Origin of the sequence: Streptomyces sp. NPDC059248, assembly GCF_042753905.1 — a bacterium.
Taxonomy (GTDB): domain Bacteria; phylum Actinomycetota; class Actinomycetes; order Streptomycetales; family Streptomycetaceae; genus Streptomyces.
In genome coordinates this window covers 1-18,932 of the sequence record NZ_JBHYZV010000002.1, presented here as the reverse complement: position 1 = coordinate 18,932, position 18,932 = coordinate 1, and the positions used below count along the sequence as shown (strand labels likewise).

Genomic DNA, 18,932 nt, shown 5'->3' with positions numbered 1-18,932 from the left:
TCGTTCGAATAATCCGGCAAATGATGGCAGAGTGGCGGCATGGTTGATCGGGTGGCGGGGGCCCGGACGCTTCCCGGCGACTGGCCCGCCGATCCGGGCCGAAGTCTGACCCTCAACCTGATGGGCAGCTTCGACTGGGACCTGGCCAGCGGACTGATGCATCTGGACCCGCCCGCGCACGAGGTGCTCGACCTGCCACCCGGCGATTACGACGGGCGGCGGGCCAGTGTGATGGCACGGATGCCCTCCGACGAGGCGGCGCGTCTCGACGCCCGGGTGGCCCAGGCCCTCAAGAGCGGCCGGGAGCACTACGGCGCCTACTTCCGCATCCGCCGCCGCGACGGCACCCTGCGCTGGACCCACTCCCAGGGCTGCGTCCGCCGGGACGCCGAAGGCCGCCCGGTGCGGATCATCGGCATCGTGCGGGACGCCACGGCCGAGCTGGCGGACTCCACCGTCCGGATCGCCGCCGACACCGAGCGCCGCCGGCAGACCAGCGTCGTCGAGGCCACCACGGCCGCGCTCGCGCACGCCAGGACCGTCCAGGACGTGATCGACGTCCTCAAGGACGCCCACGGTCTGGAGATCTTCGGCGCCCGCAGCCTGGTCATGGGCCTGCTGGAGCCGGGCGGCCGGATCCATCTGGTCGCCGAGGGCCCGCAGGAGGCGTTCGTCCCCGGCACCCGCTTCACCCGCGTCGACGAGCCGTACCCGATGAGTGAGGCCATCCGCACCCTGGCGCCCCGCTTCATCGAGGGCTCCGACGACTTCGCCCGGTCCTTCCCGATCCTGTGGCCGAACATCACGGGGCTCGGGGTACGGGCCGCCGCCTATCTCCCCCTGATCGCCCAGGGCCGCCCCATCGGCGCCTTCGGACTGCTCTACGACGACCGGAGCGACTTCTCCGCCGAGGAGCGCAATCTGCTCGTCGCCCTCGGCAGCACCATCGCCCAGAGCGTCCAGCGCGCCGTCCTCTACGACCAGGAGCACGATCTGGCCGAGGGGCTCCAGCAGGCGATGCTGCCGCGCCGCATTCCCGACGTACCCGGCGCCCAGATCGCCGTACGCTACCGGTCGGCCCGGATGGGCCGCGACATCGGCGGCGACTGGTACGACGTGATCACCCTGCCCGGCGGCCGGGTCGGCGCCGTCATCGGGGACGTCCAGGGCCATGACACGGACGCGGCGGCCGTCATGGGCCAGCTGCGGATCGTGCTGCGGGCGTACGCGGCCGAGGGCCACACCCCCGCCACCGTGATGGCCCGGGCCTCCGGCTTCCTCGACGAACTCGACACCGACCGCTTCGCCACCTGCCTCTACGCCGAGGTCGACCTGTCGACCGGGGTGGTGCAGATCGTCCGGGCCGGCCATGTCGACCCGCTGCTGCGCGACACGGACGGAAGCTGCCGCCGCGTCCCCGTCGACGGCGGGCTGCCGCTCGGCCTGTCCGCCGAGTTCGGACGGCTGGATTACCCCGTCACCACCGTCGAACTCGACCCCGGACAGACCCTGCTCCTCTACACCGACGGCCTGGTGGAGCAGCCGGGCGCCGACCTCGACGACGGACTGCAACTGCTGACCGGGCTGGTACGCGGCGGGCCCCGGGACCCCCAGCGGCTCGCCGACCACCTCTGCGACGTCGTCGACGAACGGGGCGGCGATGACGATGTGGCCCTGCTCCTGCTGCGCCGTCGCGGCACGCTCACCCCGCGGTCCGGCGGCCGGCTCCACCAGCACGTCGCCCAGAACGACCCGGAGGCGCTCCGCTCGGCCCGGCAGCTGGTCCGCTCGGCGGTCACGGCCTGGGGCGCCGGGGCGCGGGCCGACGAGATCGAACTGGTCGCCGACGAGCTGGTGACCAACGCGCTGATGCACACCGAGGGCCCGGCGGAGGTGACCGTACGGATCCTGCCGGGGCCGCCGCGGCGGCTGCGGGTCGACGTCGAGGACGGCTCCAGCGCGCTGCCCAGACGCCGGGAGGCGGGGGAGGACGGGGTGTCGGGCCGCGGACTGCTGCTGGTGGACCGGCTGGCGGACGCGTGGGGTGTGGACTCGCGGGGCAGCGGGAAGTGCGTGTGGTGCACCTTCGCCGTTCCCGAACGATGACGACGTGCCGTCCCCGGGCGATCACGACGTGCCATCCCCGGACGATGACGATGCGCCGGTCCCGGACGATCACGACGTGCCGTCCCCGGACGTGAGGCGCCGACTCCGGAAGTGAGGCGCCGCCGTCCGGCCCCGTACGGGCCGCCGACCGTCGGTCGGGACGGGCCGTTCGGGCCGTTCGGGTCCGCCGGCGGTGCGGACGGCCGCGGACGGAGGCGCGGAACGGAACGACCGGCTAGGGTCACTGTCAGTAAAGCCATCGTCCTCGGTCGTCAGGGAACCGTCGTCATCCGGGGCCGTGGACCGCCGTCCCCCGGTTCGCGGCCGGCCCGCCCCGGACACCGGGAAACCGGCCGCCGCCATCGGGACCCGGGGCGGCCCGACATCCGACCGGACCCCCGAGCCGGAGGCCACCGTGAGCCCGAGCACCGAGCGACTCGCCCCCCTCGACCTGGCGTTCTGGCATCTCGAATCCGCCGGTCACCCGATGCATCTCGGCGCCCTCGCGCTCTTCGACCCCGATCCCGGGCCCGATCCGGCGCACGGCCAGGACCGGCCACCGCCCGCGCATGCCCTGCTTGCCCTGCTCGCCACCCGGGCGGCGGCCGTACGGCGGCTGCGGTCCCGGGTCCGGGACGTCCTGCTGCCCGTCGGCGGGGCCGTCTGGATCCCCGACCCCGACTTCGACGTCACCCGCCATGTCCACCGGGTCCGGCTCCCCGGTGACGCGCCCCTGGCGGACGAGGCCGTCGCCGTCGCCGGAGAGCTGATGGAGCGCCCCCTCGAACGGGGCCGTCCGCCGTGGGAGATGTATCTGCTGACCGGCCGCCCCGAGGACCCCTTCGGGGTGCTCGTCAAGCTCCACCACGCCCTCGCGGACGGGATGAGGGCGGTCTCCATCGGGTCGGCGATCTTCGACGAGATCGCCGATCCCCGGGGCGTCCGCGCCCGCGCCAGGGCCCGGCTGCAGGGCGCCGCCGCCGCGCCGGGCCGCCCCTGGTTCAGCGACCCCGGACGGTTCGTCGGCGTCGCCCGGGACCGGATCGACGACCTCGGCCGGGCCGTCGGCGTCGGCGCCTCCGTCGTCCTGGCCAGCCGGCTCGATCCGCGCGCCCTGCCGCCGTCGCTGGCGGCCGGGACGAGCGGCACCCGCCGGCTCGGCACCGCCGTCCTCGACACCGAAGACGTCCGCCTGGTGCGCAAGGCGTTCGGCGGCACCACCAACGACGTCCTGCTCGCCGTCGTCGCCGGAGGACTGCGCCGCTGGCTCGACGAACGCGGCGAACCGCTGCCCGCCGACGGGCCGCGCGCCCTCGTCCCCGTCTCCCGCCGCCGCCCCGGCGGCCCCATCGGCCCCGGCAACGAACTCTCCGCGTACCTCCTCGACCTGCCCGTCGCCGAACCCGACCCGCGGACCCGGCTCGACCGGGTCCGCCGGGCCATGGACCGCAACAAGGAAGCCGGGCCGCTGCGGGGCGCCGGGGCGCTCGCCGTACTCGCCGACCAACTGCCGCCCATCGCCCACCGCTTCGGCGCGCCCCTCGCGGGCGGCGCGGCCCGGGTGCTCTTCGACCTGGTGGTCACCAGCGTCCCGCTGCCGCGTTCGGAACTCTCCCTCGGCGGCTGCCCGCTGCGGTCCCTGTACCCGATGGCACCCCTGGCCCGGGGCCACTCCCTGGCCGTGGCGCTCACCTCGTACGGCGGCGGGATCCATGTCGGTCTCGTCGCCGACGGGCAGGCGGTGCCGGACGTGGCCCGGCTGGGCGCGGCGACGGCACGGGAACTGGCCGAACTGGTCGCCGCGACCCGCGCCGGCTGACCCGAGCCGCGCCCGCGGACCGACCCGCACCGGCTGACCCGAGCCGGGCCCGCGGACCCGGGCTGCGGCCCCGTCGGCGCTGCGGCAGTCTGGAGACATGCCGGAGCTACCCGAGGTGGAATCGCTGCGAGAGTTCCTCGACGGCAGACTGACGGGTGAGCGGATCGCCCGGGTACAACCCCTGAACATCAGCGTGCTGAAGACGTACGATCCGCCGCTCGGCGCCGTCGAAGGCCGTACCGTCACCGGCGTCGCCCGCCACGGCAAATGGCTGGACATCGGCATGGACGATCTCCATCTGGCGATCCATCTCGCCCGCGCGGGCTGGCTGCGCTGGCGGGACGAGACCCCCGCGACACCGCCGCGCCCCGGGAAGGGCCCCCTCGCCCTGCGGGCCGTGCTCGCATCGGGCGCGGGCTTCGACCTCACCGAGGCGGGCACCACCAAACGCCTCGCCGTCCATCTCGTCCGGGACCCCGCCGACGTCCCCGCGATCGCCCGCCTCGGCCCCGACCCCCTCGCCGACGCCTTCGACCGCGACGCCTTCGCCGCGCTCCTCGCGGGCGAGCACCGGCAGATCAAGGGCGCCCTGCGCGACCAGAGCCTGATCGCGGGCATCGGCAACGCCTACAGCGACGAGATCCTGCACGCCGCCCGGATGTCCCCCTTCAAACAGGTCCGGCATCTCGACGACGACGACATCACCCGGTTGTACGAGGCGCTGCGCGCCACCCTCGCCGAGGCCGTCGAACGCTCCCGGGGCGTGGCCGCCGGACGGCTCAAGGGCGAGAAGAAGAGCGGACTGCGGGTCCACGGCAGAACCGGCCAGCCGTGCCCGGTGTGCGGGGACACCATCCGGGAGGTGTCGTTCAGCGACTCGTCGCTCCAGTACTGCCCCACCTGCCAGACCGGCGGCAAACCCCTGGCGGACCGGCGGATGTCCCGGCTGCTGAAGTAACCGCCGTCCGCCGCCGGTCAACGGGGCGGTGGCGGTCCCGGCGCCCGCCACATGGCGACGGTCTCCAGCGGCCCGATCCGCAGCCGTCCGGTGACCGTGAAGCCGAAGCTCTCGTAGAGGCCGACATTGGCCGTGTCCGACGTGGTCAGGAAGATCCCGCCCGGTGCCGGTGCGCTCGCCGGCAGCTCTTCCAGCAGCCGCCGCCCGGCCCCCTTCCCGGCGTACTCGGGCCGGACCCCGATGAACTCCAGGGTCCAGGCGTCCGGCGGTGCCGACCGTTCCGTGACGGCCAGATACCGCAGGGTCCTGGTCAGGGCCCGCCCGCCGCAGTGCGCCAGGGTGCGGGCCGTCCAGGTCACCCGGGCGCCGACCGGCGGCCGGCCGGACGGCGGGGTGAGCACCGCCGCGCCGACGGCCCGCCCGTCCGGGTCGGTCACCAGCAGTCGGCGCCCGCCCGCCACGGTGGCCTGGGTCCGGAGCAGGGCGGCGAACCACCGCCCCCGTACCGCGTCCGAGCCGCGGCAGATCCAGCGGGCGGTGGACTCCTCGGCGAAGGCCGCCGCCAGCACCTCGGCGCAGACGGCAGGACCGGGCGCCTCCGCCACCCGCCACCCGGTCCTCCCCTCAGCCATCGGCCCTCCTGCGGCGCAGCGGGGCCTCCGGCACCAGATGGCAGACCAGGAGCTTGAGGAAGAACAGCGGGGCGATCCAGAGCAGCGCGTCCGGCACCGGCAGCCAGAAGAGGTTCACCACGACCGCGGCCGTGTACACCCCCATCGCCACGGGCCTCTTCAGCTCCAGCGGGGTGAACTCCACGACGCCCGCGCCCCACAGCAGCAGCCCGGCGTTGCCCAGCGCCCAGTGCCAGTCGCCCTCCAGCACGATCAGTCCGATCGCGGCGAGATGGCCCAGATGGGCGAGGACGAAGACGATCCGCCCGCGCCGGGCCTTCGGATCCTCGCGGTGGTACCAGCGTTTGGCGGCGTTGGTCGCGTTGGTGAGGATCCCGCCGACGAGATCGAGCCCGGCGAGCACCACGATCGCGAGCTGGAGGCCGGACCAGTCCCGGTGGACGTCCGACGACCAGACCCCGGCCGCGAGCAAGAGCACGCAGAGCGTCCCGCCGACGGCCTCGACCACTGACTCCGCGGTGGTCTTGCCGGGGCCCATAAACCGTTCGAGCCGCCCGGTGAGCCCCTTGGGGGTCGCCGGTATCTCCCAGTCGGTCTCCAGGTCAGCGCGCACCGCCGGCCCCTCCGCCCCACAGCCCGTGCAGCAACTCCCACACCTGCCCGGTATCGGGTTCGCCGCCCGCCCGCCAGGCGGCCAGGGTCCAGGCGTCGCCCGCCCGCAGCACCGCGGCGGTGGTCGCGACCAGCAGCGCGCGGTCCACATCCGTACGGACGACACCGAGCCGCTGCCCATCGGTGATGAGGGCGTCGAACCAGCCCGCCCAGGCCGCGCCCGCGGGCCGCGCGGCGGCCGCCTCGGCGAGCGCGAGATCGTCGGGATGCTCCCGCAGATGCGCGGACAGGGACCGGGTCCCCGCTTCGAGCGCGGCCCGGAAAGCCGCCGGATCCGGGGCCGGTGTCCAGGGGCCGAGCACACCGAGGAGCCGTTCCAGCACATCGTCGAGCACGGTGGCGAGCAGATCGTCCCGACCGTCGAAGTACTGGTAGGCGGCGGTCTTGGAGAACCCGGCGGCCTCGATGATCCGGTTGTACGAGGCGCCTTCCGGGCCCTGCTCGGCGAAGTGCCGCCGGGCGACGCGCAGGATCGCCTCCCGGCGCTCGGGAGGCAATCGGCGGAAACGGGGGAGTGGACTCATATACCGATAGTACACACCAGTGGTGTGTACTACTAGTACACCCTGCCGGTACGCCAGGTCGCTCCCGGCTCGGATGGGTGCGGCCGTGGCCCGGCGGCCGACGCGCGCCTACACTCCGCACCATGCTGCGCGCCCTCGCCGTCGACGACGAACGCCCCGCACTGGAGGAACTCCTCTATCTGCTCCGTTCCGACCCCCGGATCGCCGGCGCCGAAGGCGCCACCGACGCCACCGACGCGCTCCGCCGGATCACCGCCGCGCTGGACGCCGCGCCCGGAGGCGACGACGGGGCGAGCGGGCTGGACGTCGTCTTCCTCGATATCCATATGGCCGGTCTCACCGGTCTCGACGTGGCCAAGCTGCTGGCCCGCTTCGCCCATCCACCGCTGATCGTGTTCGTCACCGCCCACGAGGGCTTCGCGGTACAGGCGTTCGACCTGAAGGCCGTCGACTACATCCTGAAGCCGGTACGGCGGGAACGGCTGGCGGAGGCCGTACGACGGGTCTCGGACCGGGTCGGGGCCGTCCGCGACGCCCGGCCCGCCGAGGGCGCGGGCGCACCCCCGGGGCGGACCGCCGTGCCCGGGACAGTGGCGGGCAGTGGGCAGATCGCCGTCGAACTCGGCGGTGTCACCCGCTTCGTCGCCATCGACTCCATCGCCTACGCCGAGGCCCAGGGCGACTACGCGCGGCTGTACACCGCCGACGGCAGCCATCTGGTCCGCATCCCGCTGTCCACCCTGGAGGAGCGGTGGGCGGTGCACGGTTTCGTCCGGATCCACCGCAGCCATCTGGTGGCCCTGGCCCGGATCGACGAACTCCGGCTGGACGCCGGGGCCACCACGGTGCGGGTCGGCACCGCCGAACTGGCGGTCAGCCGCCGCCACGCCCGCCAGCTGCGGGATCTGCTGATGCGGCACGCCCGCGGCTGACCCCGGCCGTGGCGCCCGTACGGCCGTGGCGGCTGTGCGGGCGGGTGCGGGGCGTTCGGCCGGGTCCGGGGCCGTTCGGCGGGCGGGCCCGGCCCGGAGCTACCCCGGCGGGACCTGCCCCGGGCGGGACGCGCCCGCGCCGTCGCCGTACGACGGTCGCGGCCCGAGGTCCCGCAGGGCGATCTCCAGCTCGACGTAGGACTCCTCGGCCCGGCGGAAGGCCACCGCCAGGGCCGCGTCGGCGCGCGGGCCGACCAGACCGTGCGCCGACTCGTGGACGGCGTACAGCACATCGGCCCACCGCCCGGCGGCGCTCGTGACGGTACCGAGCAGGGCCTGGAGTTCACGGGCGCTGGACGCCCGGGTCTCCGGCAGGCTCCGGAGCTCCGCCAGCAGCGCTTCGATATCGGACATCGGACCCCTTCATTCCACGATCAAGGCTAGTGACGCGACGCGTGCCCGAGCGGCTTCGGAGCCGAACCGCTCGGTGGATGGGCGGGGCGGCGCGGCGGACGGCGGCGCGCGGCGACGAACGGTCGGCACCGGCCGCCCAGCGGTCGACCCCGCCCGGTGTCGTTCCGGTGGGAAGCCCCGGCCGGCCGGCCGTCCGCGCCCGGCCCGCAACCGGCGCCGATCCGTGCCGCGACGGCGTCGACGGCCGGGGGACATCCCCGTAGACTCCCCGGGGCTTGTCCTCGGAGGAGCGTCGTCCACGCGCTGGACGCCGCGGCCGGGCGGGACTTCGACGACACAGCCCCCGCCCCCGCTGCCGTACGGCGCCGGGGCCGGTCCGACCGGTTACGGCTCGCCCGAGGGAGCAGGCGACGATGCCGGGAGAGCAGCGGCCACGCCGTGAGGTGGTGACCGGGGTGCCCCGCGCGGGACGGCGGGCGCCGGGACCCGCGCCGGCCCGCTCGGAGATCACCGAACAGACGACCCTCGGCGCCACCTACATCCGGTCCCTGATGCGCAGCCAGCTGCGGACGGCGCTCCACGCCGTCGGCGTCCTCGCCCTGCTGGTGGGCACCCTGCCGCTGCTGTTCGCCCTGCCGTCCGCCTTCGACGGCCGGGCACCGTCGCCCGAGCCCTTCGTCTGGGCGGCGCTGGGCGTCGGGGTCCACCCCGTGATGTGGCTGACGGCCCGCTGGTACGTACGCCGCGCCGAACGCAACGAACGCGACTTCCTCCGGCTCCTCGAAGGCCGCTGACCGGTGGCCCCGTCCCCGCCGAGCCCGCACCCCGCGATATCCGGCCGCGGCGCGCCGTACCGATCCGTCCCCGGCACACCGCTGGGCGGGCCCCGGTGAACCAGACGTACGCCGTGGCGGCCGTGACCGCCGTCGTGCTCGCCACCGTCCTCATCGGCGGGCTCGGGCTGCGGATCTCCCGGACCACATCCGACTTCTACGTCGCGTCCCGCACCGCGGGACCGGGCCTCAACGCCGCCGCCATCAGCGGCGAATACCTCTCCGCCGCCTCCTTCCTCGGGATCGCGGGTCTCGTCCTCCTCCAGGGCCCCGAGATGCTCTGGTACCCCGTCGGCTACTCCGCCGGATACCTCCTTCTGCTGGTCCTGGTCGCCGCCCCGCTCCGGCGCTCCGGCGCGTACACCCTCTCCGACTTCGCCGAGGCCCGGCTGGAGTCCGCCGCCGTCCGCCGGCTGGCGTCGCTCTTCGTGGTCGGGATCGGCTGGCTCTATCTGCTGCCGCAGTTGCAGGGCGCGGGGCTCACCCTGGAGATCCTGACCGGCGCGCCCGGCTGGGTCGGCGGGGTCGTCGTCGCCGTCGTCGTGACCGGGGCCGTCGCGGCGGGCGGCATGCGGAGCATCACCTTCGTCCAGGCGTTCCAGTACTGGCTGAAGCTGACCGCCCTGCTGGTCCCCGCCCTCTTCCTGGCCGCCGCCTGGGCCGCCGACGACACCCCGCGCGCCCGGTTCGACGCCCCCGCCGTCCTGCGCGAGCACACCGCCGTCACCATCGACGACTCCGTACGGATCGAGCTGGCGAAGCCGCTGACCCTCGACGTCGAAGGCACCGTCGACGGGACCGCGTACCCGGGGCGTACCGTCACCCTCGACGAAGGCGAGCACCGGATCGCCGCCGGTACCCGGCTCGGGCTGCCCGCCGGCACCGAGGTCCCCCAGCGGGTGACGTCGGAGGCCGACCCGTCGAGCTGGTCGCAGCCCCTGTCCGGCGGCCGTGACGGCTCCCATCTGTACGCCACGTACGGGCTCATCCTCGCCACCTTCCTCGGCACGATGGGCCTGCCGCACGTCGCCGTCCGCTTCTACACCAGCCCCGACGGGCGGGCCGCCCGCCGCACCACCCTCGTCGTCCTCGGCCTGGTCGGCGCGTTCTATCTGCTGCCGCCCGTCTACGGGGCGCTCGGCCGGATCTACGCCCCCGAACTCGCCCTCACCGGCGCCGCGGACGCCGCCGTACTCGTCCTGCCGGAACGCGTACTCGGCGGTGTCGCGGGCGATCTGCTGGGCGCGCTCCTCGCGGGCGGGGCCTTCGCCGCGTTCCTGTCCACCGCGTCCGGGCTCACCATGGCCGTCGCCGGGGTGATCTCGCAGGACGTGCTGCCGCCGCGCGGAGTGCGCTGGTTCCGGCTGGCGACCGTACTCGCCGTGGTCGTACCGCTGGGCGCCAGCACCGTGGCCACCAATGTCCCCGTCGCCGACGCCGTGGGCCTGGCCTTCGCGGTCTCCGCCTCGTCCTTCTGCCCGCTGCTCGTCCTCGGGATCTGGTGGCGCCGCCTCACCCCGCCGGGCGCCGTCGCCGGGCTCGTCGTCGGCGGCGGCTCGGCGCTCACCGCCGTGATGGCCACCCGCGCCGGACTCGCCCCCGACGGCTGGGGGTACACCCTGATGGCCTGGCCCGCGGTCTGGTCCGTACCCCTGGGTTTCCTCACCATGGTCCTGGTGTCGCTGGCCACCCCGCGCCATGTCCCCCCGTCCACCACCGCGATCCTGGCCCGGCTCCATCTGCCGGAGGACCTGGCGGGCGGCGAGCCGCGGCAGACGGAAGGACCCCCGAAACGGTCTCCGGGACGCCCCCCGGCACGCCCCCGGGGGCGGTCGTGGGGACGGTCGCGGGAACGGTTCCAGAAGCGAGGAGGACGGCGATGACCGGTACGGGACTGGCGGCCCTGGCCGCCGCCGGAGTGTTGCTGCTGGCCGCCGGGATCGTCGTCGGACGGCTCACCGCCCGCCGCGGCGACCGCGTCGACCTCGATCTCGGCACCCCCGTGGAGCGCGCCACCTTCCACACCCTGCACACCGCGTCCCTGGCCGCGCCCCCGCTCCGGGCCGGCCTCACCGAGGACACGGCCCGCAAGGCCGCCCGCCGCCTCCGCTCCCTCCTCGGTACCGAGGCGCTCTGCCTGACCGACCGGGAACGGGTCCTGGCCTGGGACGGACCCGGCGAGGACCACCACCGGCGACGGGTGATGGCCCGGGTCTCCGACGTCCTCGAATCCGGGCGCGGCAAGACCGTGGAGACCCGGTGCGAAGAGCTGGAATGCCCGCTGCGCTGGGCCGTGATCGCCCCCCTCACCGGTGAGGACGGCGTCCTCGGCACCCTCGTCGCCTACGGCTCCCGGGAGTCCGCCGTCCTGGTACGGGCCGCGACCGAGGTGGCCCGCTGGGTCTCCGTCCAGCTCGAACTCGCCGAACTCGACCGCTCCCGCACCCGGCTCATCGAGGCCGAGATCCGGGCCCTGCGCGCCCAGATATCCCCGCACTTCCTCTTCAACTCCCTCGCCGCCATCGCCTCCTTCGTCCGTACCGACCCCGAGCGGGCCCGCGATCTGCTGCTGGAATTCGCCGACTTCACCCGCTACTCCTTCCGGCGGCACGGCGAGTTCACCCAGCTCGCGGACGAGCTGCGCTCCATCGAGCAGTATCTGGCGCTGGCCGGGGCGCGGTTCGGGGACCGGCTGAAGGTCACCCTCCAGGTGGCGCCCGAAGTCCTGCCCGTGAACCTGCCCTTCCTCTGCCTCCAGCCCCTGGTCGAGAACGCCGTCAAACACGGCCTGGAGGACACCACGGGGGAGCGCCGGATCACCATCGCCGCCCGCGACGCGGGCGCGGAGGCCGTCGTCACCGTCGAGGACGACGGCGTCGGGATGGACCCGGCGGAGCTGCGCCGCATTCTCGCGGGGGAGCGGTCCGCCTCCACCGGTATCGGACTGCCGAACGTGGACGAACGGCTGCGGCAGGTGTACGGCGACGAACACGGTCTGGTCATCGAGACCGGCGTCGGCGCCGGGATGAAGGTCACCGTCCGGATCCCCAAGTACCGGGCGGGTGTGCACTCGTCGTCGGGCCGCCGCCCCCTGTGACCGAGGCCGGGACCGGCCCTCGGCGGGTCGTCGGCGGCCCTTCGGCGGGTCGTCGTCGGGTCGTCGGCGGGTCAGAAGAGATGGATCGCCAGATGGCCCAGCGGCACTCCGAGCCGCCAGGCCGGGGTCCACACCAGGGTCTGCTCGTCGACGGTGCCGGATCCGGTCCCGGCCGGATGGCGGGCCTCGTCGTCCCCGAGGTCGGCGGTGAGCAGTTCCGTACGGCTCAGCCAGCTCCAGGACTCCCGGGCGAGCAGCAGATCGGGCCCCGCGCCGCCGAGGGCGCGGGCCCGTTCCCCGCGTACCGCGAGCCGGTCCCGTACCCACTCCGGCCACGGATGCCCGTACGAGGTCAGATCGAGCCACTCCTCGATCCTGGCCATCGCGCGCACCCCGACGAGTTCCCCGGACCCGTCGCAGAGGTAGATGGTCAGTGCCAGGGTCTCGTGGCCCGCCCGGTACTCCAGCGACCCGCCGTCGACCAGGGCCCCGGAACGCAGCAGTTCGTCGGCGATGTACTCGGCGCGGAACCACGCCATGGGTACGTCGGGCGTCTCTCCACCGGTGTCGTTCGTACTCTCGGTCTGCACCGTTCCCACCTTCCTCCGGACGACACGGTGACGGTGTCGGTTCGGGACGAGCCTCCACCGAGTGACACGGCCCGTGGCGCGTCTTTACTCAACTTCACCGTGACGTTGCGCACTCCGCCGTCCTGTCGTCGTGGCCACAGGGGGAGGCGGGAACAACGGGACGTCCGGTGCTCATCCGTGGGCCCAGGGGCCCGTGCGGGGGAGGCCATCGGGTGCGGGGACGGGGGCGGGGCGGGGTACCGGAGCGGAGTCAGGCGGCGGCCCGCCCGGGGCGGGCGTAGCCGGGCAGTTCGCGGGCGAGCGCCCGCAGCGCGTAGTGGGAGCGGGACTTGACCGTGCCCGCCGGGATCCCGAGGGACCGTGCCGTCTCGCGCACGCTCAGCCCCTGGAAGTAGAGCCGGTCGAGGACCGCCCGGTGGTCGGCGCTCAGGGCACCGACGGCGGCCCTGACGTCCAGCTGGGCCACGGTGGTCTCGGTGGCGTCCGCCGGATCGGGGGTGGCCGCGAGTACACCGTCGCCGATCTCGGCCGGGCGGGCGAGCCGGGATCTGCGGGCGTCGATGGCCAGCCTGCGCCCGACGGTGAAGAGCCAGGGGCGCATCGACTCGTAGGGGGCGTCGAACGCCTCGGGATGCTGCCAGGCCCGGACGAGGGTCTCCTGCAGCAGGTCCTCGGCGCGCTGCTGGTCGCCGTAGGTGAGCTGCTGGAGAAAGCTCAGCAGGGCCGGTCCGTGTTCGCGTTGCAGCTCCGCGATGGCGCCCTCGTCGGCGGTCACGGGAGGGTTCAGGGTCGCCGTCGCCATGGTCAACACCTCTTTCGCACCTGATGGCTCGTGGTTCGGACGGCTCGTCGTACGGACGGGGCTCGGGGACGGGGATCGCGGTTCGGCGGGCCGTGGCCGTATGGGAACCCATCGCGAGGGGCGGGGACAGTCGGCCCGCCGCGATCGTCGGCGAGCGGTCGCTCTCGGCGACGAGTGGTGCGACGAGCGGGCGGCCGGATCCGGCCGGCCGGGGAAACGGGGCGGTGAACGGACGGCCGTCGCGGTGACGTCCGCCGCCTTCCCCGGCGTGTCGCTTGCGTCCCGGCGACGGGCCCGGTCCATTCGGATTGTCGTATCAACATCTTGTCCGCCCGGACGGGTGGGCCATGGCGATCGGGAGCGGCTCATGGGACGGAACCTGAATCGGAGCGGGAACGGGAACAAGAACCGGAGGCGACGGACGGCACGGCGGTACGGGGCCTTCGCCCTCGCGGCCCTGGTGTCGGCGGCCGGGGCGACCGCCTGCACGGCGCAGGACCGGGCCGCGCCCCCGGCGCCGTCCCCCGGCGCGTCGCGCGGCGCGGCCCCACCGGCCGCCGAACGCGGCTTCACCCTGGTCGCCAGCGGGGACGTCCTGCCCCATGACTCCGTCATCGCCCGCGCCCGCGACGACGCCTCCGACCCGGCCGCCGACGGCTACGACTTCCGCCCGATGCTCGCCGCCGTCCGCCCGGTGGTGGCCGCCGCCGATCTGGCGATCTGCCATATGGAGACCGTGTACGGCGCGGACGGCGACTACCGCGGCTATCCCTTCTTCACCTCACCGCCGCAGGTCGCCCGCGGGCTCGCCGCCACCGGCTACGACGCCTGCTCCACCGCGTCCAACCACTCCCTCGACGACGGCTCCGACGGCATCTCCCGCACCCTCGACGCCATGGACACCGCCGGGCTCGCCCACCACGGATCCGCCCGTACGGAACAGGAGGCCACCACCCCCGCCCGGCTGCGCGCGGGCGGCGCCGACGTCGCCCATCTCGCCTACACCTACGGCACCAACGGACAGCCGCTGCCCGAAGGCCGGCCCTGGGCCGTACGCCTCATCGACGAGGACCGGATCATCGCCGACGCCCGCGCCGCGCGCCGGGCCGGGGCCGATGTGGTCGTCCTGAGCCTGCACTGGGGCACCGAATGGCAGACCGAACCCGATGAGCAACAGCTCGCCCTCGCCCGGAGCCTGACCGCCGCGACCACCGGCGGACGGCCCGACATCGATCTGATCCTCGGCACCCACGCCCATGTCCCGCAGGCGTACGAGAAGGTCAACGGGGTCTGGGTGATCTACGGCATGGGCGACCAGATCGCGGGCCCCATGTTCGACTACACCGGCGCCCGTGACCACCGCGGCAACATGGGCACCATCGGCCGCTTCACCTTCGCCCCGCCGAAGACACCGGGCGGGCGGTGGGACGTCGTGCGGGCCGAGTACGTGCCCCAGTGGTACGACACCGACGGCGGACGGGTCGTCAACCTGCCCGCGGCCCTCGCCGACGACCCCGGCCGGGACGACTACCGGGCCGTGACGGAGACCATCACCGACGCCGTACTCGGGCGGGGCGCCGGGCGGGACGGACTCGTCGTCGCCGCCACCGGCTGACCGGCCGCGGACCCGGCCGCCGCCCGCCGCCGCGGACCGACGCCGGAGACCGCCGACCGGCCGCCGCCCGCGCGGTGGCCGGCCGGCGGCCCGTCACGGGACGACCGTCACCGGCCACCGACCCGCCTTGACCAGCCGTACCGCGACCGACCCGATGAACCGGTGCCCCGCCGACTCCGAGAGACCGACCACCACCGCGTCCGCCTTCAACTCGTCCGCCGCGCTGACCAGCCCGTTGAACGCGTCTCCGGGGAAGGTGTGGAACTCCCAACGGACGTCCCAGATCCCCCGCACCCGCTCCGTCGCCTCCCGCACCTCGGCGATCAGCTCCTCCGCGATCTCGCCCATGGTGTCCGCCACCGGTACGCCCAGGGCGGCGCTCGTCGCCATCACCGGCTGCACGTACACGATCGCCAGCAGCGCGTTCTGCCGCCGGGCGAGACCGCCCGCGTACGCCGCGGCGCGCAACGAGGCGTCGGAGCCGTCCACACCGGCGACGATCACCTTGGGGCCGTCCGTGCCGCGTTCGAAGGGCGACACGGGGGCCGGGGTTTCCTGGGGTCCGGACTCTGACATACCCCCGAGGCTAGTGCTGTGACCGGAAAGGTTCACCGGCCCGCGACGCCCGGCACGGCACCTCGCCGCGTTGTCGGACCACGCAAGTACGTCCAGTACGAGCCGTGGACCTCCGCCTTGCGATGCACCGCACCGAACGCCGCAGGCCCACGGCAAACCTTTCCGGTCACAGCACTAGTCAATCCCGCGAACACCCGGAGCGCGGGGCGGTCTCCGGCGGCGGCCTCCGGCTGGGAGTCGGGCGGCTGTGCGGAGGGTGGTCTGTTCGACTGCTCCCATCGGGTACTTTCCCCCGAGTCCGCGTGTTGATCATGCTCGGCGGCGGGCCGCCGTGCGAGCAGTTGGTCATGAAGAAGGATCAGACGCCGCCGGACCGCCGAACGGCGCTCCGGATCGCCGCGGGCATCGGCGCCCTCGCCACCGCGGGCCTCCTCGTCACCGAGGGCACCGGCGAGCGGGCCTCGGCCCCCCGTACCGCCGCCGCCGGAGCGGGTGGCGCGCCGGGCCGCCCGGCCGCCGGGGCCGCGGGCACGGCCGGACGACGCGTCCAGGCATCGGCCTACCGCCTCCAGCCCATGACGGCCGTCCCGCGCCGGCCGCGCCGCGTCCGGCCGCCGGTCCGCGACAACCCGTTCCTCAGCCTGCCCGCGCCCGGCCGGACGATGGTGCTGACCTTCGACGACGGGCCCGACCCCCGCTACACCCCGGACGTGCTGGACATCCTGCGGCGGCACGACGTCCCCGCGATGTTCTTCGTCTGCGGCGAGGTGGTCGCCGCCTACCCCGATCTGGTGCGGCGGATGGTCGACGACGGCCATGTGATCGGCAACCACACCTGGTCGCACCCGCTGATGCCGTCACTGACACCGTCCCGGATCCGGGACGAGATGGGACGGACGAGCGATATCGTCGAGGAGATCGTCGGGCAGGCACCGCTGTGGTACCGGGCGCCCTTCGGAGCCTGGAACCGGCACTCCTTCGAGATCGGCGCCCAACTGGGCATGGAACCGCTGGCCTGGACCGTGGACACGCTCGACTGGACCGAACCCGGCGCCGGCACGATCGTCAGCCGGGTCCTGGACGGCGCGGGACCCGGCGCCGTGGTCCTCTCGCACGACGCCGGGGGCGACCGCTCCCAGAGCGTCACGGCGCTCCGCAACTACCTGCCGAAGCTGCGGGAGGCCGGGTACCGGATCACCGTGCCGCAGCGCTGACGGAGTTCCGGGGGCGCGGTACGGGGCCGCGGGTGCTGCCACAGGGGTGGACATGGGGCGGTGAGCAGTCGGCGGTCAGCGGGAGGAGACCATCCGGGCGAAGACCACCACATTGCCCTCGTAGCCGTCGGCCCGTGTCCACAGCCCGCCGCAGGTGATCACCCGGAGCTCCGGATGGCCGGTGTCGCCGTACACCAGCGGCCCCGGGAAGTCGAGCTTGGAGTAGACCTCGACGCCGTACACCTCGAACGCGGCGGTCTTCCCGTCGAGCCGGGGGACCTCGATCCGGTCCCCCTTCCGTACCGTGCCCAGGCCGTAGAAGACGGCGGGCCCGGAACGGTTGTCGACATGGCCGACCAGGACGGACGTACCGCGCTCCCCGGGCGCGATGCCGTTCTGGTACCAGCCGGCGACATCCGGGGCGTCGGCGGGCGGCGCCTCGATCCAGCCGTCCGTGTCGAGCCCCACGTCGATCAACGGCGCGTCCACGCCGATCGCGGGGATACGGATCCGGTCGGCGGGCGAGTGCGGCAGCGCCTTCGACGCCGTGAGCGGGGCGAACGTCTCCCCCTCGTTACGGCCGAGGGACGCGGCCGCGGCGGGCTGCGGCGGGCCGAGCGCCACATCCACCCCGTTCTTCATCAGGGCGATCCCCGTCAGCATCACCAGTGCCAGTACGCCCCAGGGCGAGCGGCGCCGCGGCTCCGGGTCGTCGAAATCCGCGCCCATCTGTCTCCCTCCGAGGGGCGGTCCCGACACCGTCGTCCGAACTCCCCGCGCGCTCCGGTCGCTTTCCGCCGATTCCTTCCGATTCCCTGGGCACGGTAGGTCAGCCCGGCCCACCCGGCGATCGGGACGGGGCGAACGGGTGGCGGCGCGGCCCGGTCGTCCGTCCGCGCCAACGCCCCGACAAAATCTCCCCGGCCGGGTCGGCAGTCCGTGACCTGGGGCTCCTCGGAAACCATTCGGCGCGTCGTGGGCGTGTCGCGCGCCGGGCGGGGGCGATGCCGACATGCGGCCGGTGGCGCGCCCGGTGAGGGTGCGTCATGGAAGGCGTACTCGTCGACTATCCCGGAGCGCCGTTCCGGACGTCTTCCGCTGGAGGTTCACGATGCGTGCTTCACGTGCTCTCGCCGTGGCCGCGGTCGCGGGCGTGGCCGTCGGGCTCCAGGCCCCCCTCGCCGTCGCCGGTGGCGACAACCGGGACACGGGGCCGTACCACATCTCCGTCCACCCCCACGCGGTCCACGCGGGCGGGACCCTGACGATCACCGTCGACGGCTGCTCGCGCGGCGGCACGGTGACCTCGAACGCCTTCCACACCGCCCGGCTCGAAAACCGCGACAACCGGGATAACCGCGATAGCCGCGATAACCAAGACAACCGCGATGGCCGTGGCGGCGGGGAGAGCAGAGATACCAGAGAAAACAGAGACGGCGGGGAGAACAGAGACAGCAGGGACAGCGGACGCGACAACCTCGGCAATTCCGGCAATCTCAACAACCGCGAGGGCGGACGGGGCGGTGACGGTGGTGGTCAGATCGCGGTCGCCCGGATCCACGACCGGGCCGCGCCGGGCGCGTACAACCTGGCCGTACGCTGCCGGGACGGCAACCGCGTGGAGACCGCGGAGTTCGCCGTGCTCAGGGGCCGGGGTGCCCGGGGCGGCCTCGGTGGCTCGGCCGGCCCCACCACCGCCGAGACGGCGGTCGGCGGTTCCCTGGCCGGCGCGGCGGTCATCGGCGGGGCCCTGATGATCTCCCGCCGCCGCCGGGAGGCCGGCGGCACGCTCTGACGGACCTCCGGACGCCCCCGTGAGCCGGGGCGGTCGGCCGGTCGGCCGTACGCGGCCGACATCCGGCGGGCCCGCCCCGGTGGGCGCACGACGCCGTGCCGCCGACTCTCCCGGTCCCCCCTTCGGCCGTGGAGAGCGGCGGCGCGCGGAGCCGGCTCGCACCCGGCACCGCGCGGTCCGCGCCGACGGGGGCGTCCGGGACGACTCCCCGGCGGAGGGAGCCGACGGAGTGCCGCGGCCCGGCCTCGGGGTGTCATGTCTGCGCCGCATGTATCCGCCGGGCCGGCCCGGGGCCCGGCCCGCGCCTGGGTCTTATACACAACAGACGGGGCCGACGACAACAGCCGGGGAGT

Annotated in this window: 18 protein-coding genes; 10 read left to right on the top strand and 8 right to left on the bottom strand. The window is 74.3% G+C overall.

Translation table 11 applies throughout. The features are described 5' to 3' along the window. Window positions 1-39: 39 nt before the first annotated feature. The 3 genes from ACFXG1_RS01100 to ACFXG1_RS01090 all read left to right on the top strand — a co-directional run bounded on the left by ACFXG1_RS01100 (window position 40) and on the right by ACFXG1_RS01090 (window position 4,883). A complete protein-coding gene (locus tag ACFXG1_RS01100) occupies window positions 40-2,106 on the top strand; it encodes a SpoIIE family protein phosphatase (protein ID WP_384718699.1) in 2,067 nt (688 codons plus the stop codon). 415 nt (window positions 2,107-2,521) lie between these two features. Continuing rightward, window positions 2,522-3,925 carry a wax ester/triacylglycerol synthase family O-acyltransferase gene (locus tag ACFXG1_RS01095; RefSeq protein WP_384740056.1) on the top strand — a complete coding sequence of 468 codons (1,404 nt, stop codon included), beginning with the start codon at window positions 2,522-2,524 and terminating at the stop codon, window positions 3,923-3,925. 97 nt (window positions 3,926-4,022) lie between these two features. Continuing rightward, the gene (locus ACFXG1_RS01090) at window positions 4,023-4,883 is read left to right on the top strand and encodes an Fpg/Nei family DNA glycosylase (RefSeq protein ID WP_384720131.1); all 861 of its coding nucleotides are present in this window, start codon (window positions 4,023-4,025) and stop codon (window positions 4,881-4,883) included. A gap of 17 nt (window positions 4,884-4,900) precedes the next feature. On the opposite strand, the gene ACFXG1_RS01085 is transcribed toward ACFXG1_RS01090, so the two are convergent. The 3 genes from ACFXG1_RS01085 to ACFXG1_RS01075 are packed head-to-tail and all read right to left on the bottom strand — an operon-like array spanning window position 4,901 to window position 6,711. After that, entirely contained in the window at window positions 4,901-5,515 is a 615-nt protein-coding gene (locus tag ACFXG1_RS01085) for a GNAT family N-acetyltransferase (RefSeq protein WP_384740053.1), read from the bottom strand. After that, window positions 5,508-6,128 carry a hypothetical protein gene (locus ACFXG1_RS01080; RefSeq protein ID WP_384720135.1) on the bottom strand — a complete coding sequence of 207 codons (621 nt, stop codon included), beginning with the start codon at window positions 6,126-6,128 and terminating at the stop codon, window positions 5,508-5,510. Before ACFXG1_RS01080 ends, ACFXG1_RS01085 begins: the two co-directional genes overlap by 8 nt. Continuing rightward, on the bottom strand, window positions 6,118-6,711 hold the full coding sequence (locus ACFXG1_RS01075) for a TetR/AcrR family transcriptional regulator (RefSeq protein WP_384720137.1): 594 nt from the start codon (window positions 6,709-6,711) through the stop codon (window positions 6,118-6,120). Before ACFXG1_RS01075 ends, ACFXG1_RS01080 begins: the two co-directional genes overlap by 11 nt. 122 nt (window positions 6,712-6,833) lie before the next feature. Here ACFXG1_RS01075 and ACFXG1_RS01070 point away from each other — a divergent pair, with 122 nt between their 5' ends. Further along, window positions 6,834-7,643: a LytR/AlgR family response regulator transcription factor gene (locus ACFXG1_RS01070; protein WP_384740048.1), complete on the top strand. Its 810-nt coding sequence runs from the start codon at window positions 6,834-6,836 to the stop codon at window positions 7,641-7,643. A 99-nt stretch (window positions 7,644-7,742) separates the two neighbouring features. Here ACFXG1_RS01070 and ACFXG1_RS01065 read toward each other — a convergent pair whose 3' ends face one another. After that, window positions 7,743-8,057 carry a hypothetical protein gene (locus ACFXG1_RS01065; protein WP_384740045.1) on the bottom strand — a complete coding sequence of 105 codons (315 nt, stop codon included), beginning with the start codon at window positions 8,055-8,057 and terminating at the stop codon, window positions 7,743-7,745. 413 nt (window positions 8,058-8,470) lie between these two features. On the opposite strand from ACFXG1_RS01065, the gene ACFXG1_RS01060 reads away from it, so the two are divergent. The 3 genes from ACFXG1_RS01060 (at window position 8,471) to ACFXG1_RS01050 (ending at window position 11,987) form a co-directional block, all read left to right on the top strand. Then, window positions 8,471-8,851 (top strand): hypothetical protein, encoded by a 381-nt coding sequence (locus ACFXG1_RS01060; protein ID WP_384716202.1) that lies wholly within the window; start codon window positions 8,471-8,473, stop codon window positions 8,849-8,851. A gap of 95 nt (window positions 8,852-8,946) precedes the next feature. Further along, a complete protein-coding gene (locus ACFXG1_RS01055) occupies window positions 8,947-10,773 on the top strand; it encodes a cation acetate symporter (RefSeq protein ID WP_384716205.1) in 1,827 nt (608 codons plus the stop codon). Continuing rightward, window positions 10,770-11,987, top strand: a complete 1,218-nt coding sequence (locus ACFXG1_RS01050) for a histidine kinase (protein ID WP_384716208.1) — start codon at window positions 10,770-10,772, stop codon at window positions 11,985-11,987. The genes ACFXG1_RS01055 and ACFXG1_RS01050 overlap by 4 nt, the downstream gene beginning before the upstream one ends. Before the next feature lie 71 nt (window positions 11,988-12,058). Here the strand turns inward: ACFXG1_RS01050 and ACFXG1_RS01045 are convergent, their stop codons facing one another. Together ACFXG1_RS01045 and ACFXG1_RS01040 are read right to left on the bottom strand one after the other, a co-directional pair. Next, on the bottom strand, window positions 12,059-12,577 hold the full coding sequence (locus tag ACFXG1_RS01045; RefSeq protein ID WP_384716211.1) for a hypothetical protein: 519 nt from the start codon (window positions 12,575-12,577) through the stop codon (window positions 12,059-12,061). A gap of 250 nt (window positions 12,578-12,827) precedes the next feature. Beyond that, the gene (locus ACFXG1_RS01040) at window positions 12,828-13,379 is read right to left on the bottom strand and encodes a sigma-70 family RNA polymerase sigma factor (RefSeq protein WP_384716214.1); all 552 of its coding nucleotides are present in this window, start codon (window positions 13,377-13,379) and stop codon (window positions 12,828-12,830) included. A 367-nt stretch (window positions 13,380-13,746) separates the two neighbouring features. Here ACFXG1_RS01040 and ACFXG1_RS01035 point away from each other — a divergent pair, with 367 nt between their 5' ends. After that, window positions 13,747-14,994 carry a CapA family protein gene (locus ACFXG1_RS01035; RefSeq protein WP_384716217.1) on the top strand — a complete coding sequence of 416 codons (1,248 nt, stop codon included), beginning with the start codon at window positions 13,747-13,749 and terminating at the stop codon, window positions 14,992-14,994. Window positions 14,995-15,087: 93 nt separating this feature from the next. Here the strand turns inward: ACFXG1_RS01035 and ACFXG1_RS01030 are convergent, their stop codons facing one another. Continuing rightward, on the bottom strand, window positions 15,088-15,570 hold the full coding sequence (locus tag ACFXG1_RS01030) for a universal stress protein (RefSeq protein ID WP_384716220.1): 483 nt from the start codon (window positions 15,568-15,570) through the stop codon (window positions 15,088-15,090). 347 nt (window positions 15,571-15,917) lie between these two features. Here ACFXG1_RS01030 and ACFXG1_RS01025 point away from each other — a divergent pair, with 347 nt between their 5' ends. After that, window positions 15,918-16,784, top strand: a complete 867-nt coding sequence (locus tag ACFXG1_RS01025; protein ID WP_384740257.1) for a polysaccharide deacetylase family protein — start codon at window positions 15,918-15,920, stop codon at window positions 16,782-16,784. Between the two features lie 75 nt (window positions 16,785-16,859). Here the strand turns inward: ACFXG1_RS01025 and ACFXG1_RS01020 are convergent, their stop codons facing one another. Beyond that, on the bottom strand, window positions 16,860-17,513 hold the full coding sequence (locus tag ACFXG1_RS01020) for a class F sortase (RefSeq protein ID WP_384740039.1): 654 nt from the start codon (window positions 17,511-17,513) through the stop codon (window positions 16,860-16,862). A gap of 382 nt (window positions 17,514-17,895) precedes the next feature. Here ACFXG1_RS01020 and ACFXG1_RS01015 point away from each other — a divergent pair, with 382 nt between their 5' ends. Further along, complete coding sequence (locus ACFXG1_RS01015) at window positions 17,896-18,579, top strand: hypothetical protein (protein WP_384740036.1); 684 nt, start codon at window positions 17,896-17,898, stop codon at window positions 18,577-18,579. Window positions 18,580-18,932 lie beyond the last annotated feature (353 nt).

What these genes read in the sequence shown, in the direction of transcription:
- ACFXG1_RS01025 (WP_384740257.1), top strand. Translation starts at nt 15,918, where the DNA reads ATGAAGAAGGATCAGACGCCGCCGGACCGCCGAACGGCGCTCCGGATC.
- ACFXG1_RS01060 (WP_384716202.1), top strand. Translation starts at nt 8,471, where the DNA reads ATGCCGGGAGAGCAGCGGCCACGCCGTGAGGTGGTGACCGGGGTGCCC.
- ACFXG1_RS01050 (WP_384716208.1), top strand. Translation starts at nt 10,770, where the DNA reads ATGACCGGTACGGGACTGGCGGCCCTGGCCGCCGCCGGAGTGTTGCTG.
- ACFXG1_RS01015 (WP_384740036.1), top strand. Translation starts at nt 17,896, where the DNA reads ATGCGTGCTTCACGTGCTCTCGCCGTGGCCGCGGTCGCGGGCGTGGCC.
- ACFXG1_RS01090 (WP_384720131.1), top strand. Translation starts at nt 4,023, where the DNA reads ATGCCGGAGCTACCCGAGGTGGAATCGCTGCGAGAGTTCCTCGACGGC.
- ACFXG1_RS01035 (WP_384716217.1), top strand. Translation starts at nt 13,747, where the DNA reads ATGGGACGGAACCTGAATCGGAGCGGGAACGGGAACAAGAACCGGAGG.
- ACFXG1_RS01020 (WP_384740039.1), bottom strand. Translation starts at nt 17,513, where the DNA reads ATGGGCGCGGATTTCGACGACCCGGAGCCGCGGCGCCGCTCGCCCTGG.
- ACFXG1_RS01030 (WP_384716220.1), bottom strand. Translation starts at nt 15,570, where the DNA reads ATGTCAGAGTCCGGACCCCAGGAAACCCCGGCCCCCGTGTCGCCCTTC.
- ACFXG1_RS01070 (WP_384740048.1), top strand. Translation starts at nt 6,834, where the DNA reads ATGCTGCGCGCCCTCGCCGTCGACGACGAACGCCCCGCACTGGAGGAA.
- ACFXG1_RS01075 (WP_384720137.1), bottom strand. Translation starts at nt 6,711, where the DNA reads ATGAGTCCACTCCCCCGTTTCCGCCGATTGCCTCCCGAGCGCCGGGAG.
- ACFXG1_RS01085 (WP_384740053.1), bottom strand. Translation starts at nt 5,515, where the DNA reads ATGGCTGAGGGGAGGACCGGGTGGCGGGTGGCGGAGGCGCCCGGTCCT.
- ACFXG1_RS01100 (WP_384718699.1), top strand. Translation starts at nt 40, where the DNA reads ATGGTTGATCGGGTGGCGGGGGCCCGGACGCTTCCCGGCGACTGGCCC.
- ACFXG1_RS01065 (WP_384740045.1), bottom strand. Translation starts at nt 8,057, where the DNA reads ATGTCCGATATCGAAGCGCTGCTGGCGGAGCTCCGGAGCCTGCCGGAG.
- ACFXG1_RS01040 (WP_384716214.1), bottom strand. Translation starts at nt 13,379, where the DNA reads ATGGCGACGGCGACCCTGAACCCTCCCGTGACCGCCGACGAGGGCGCC.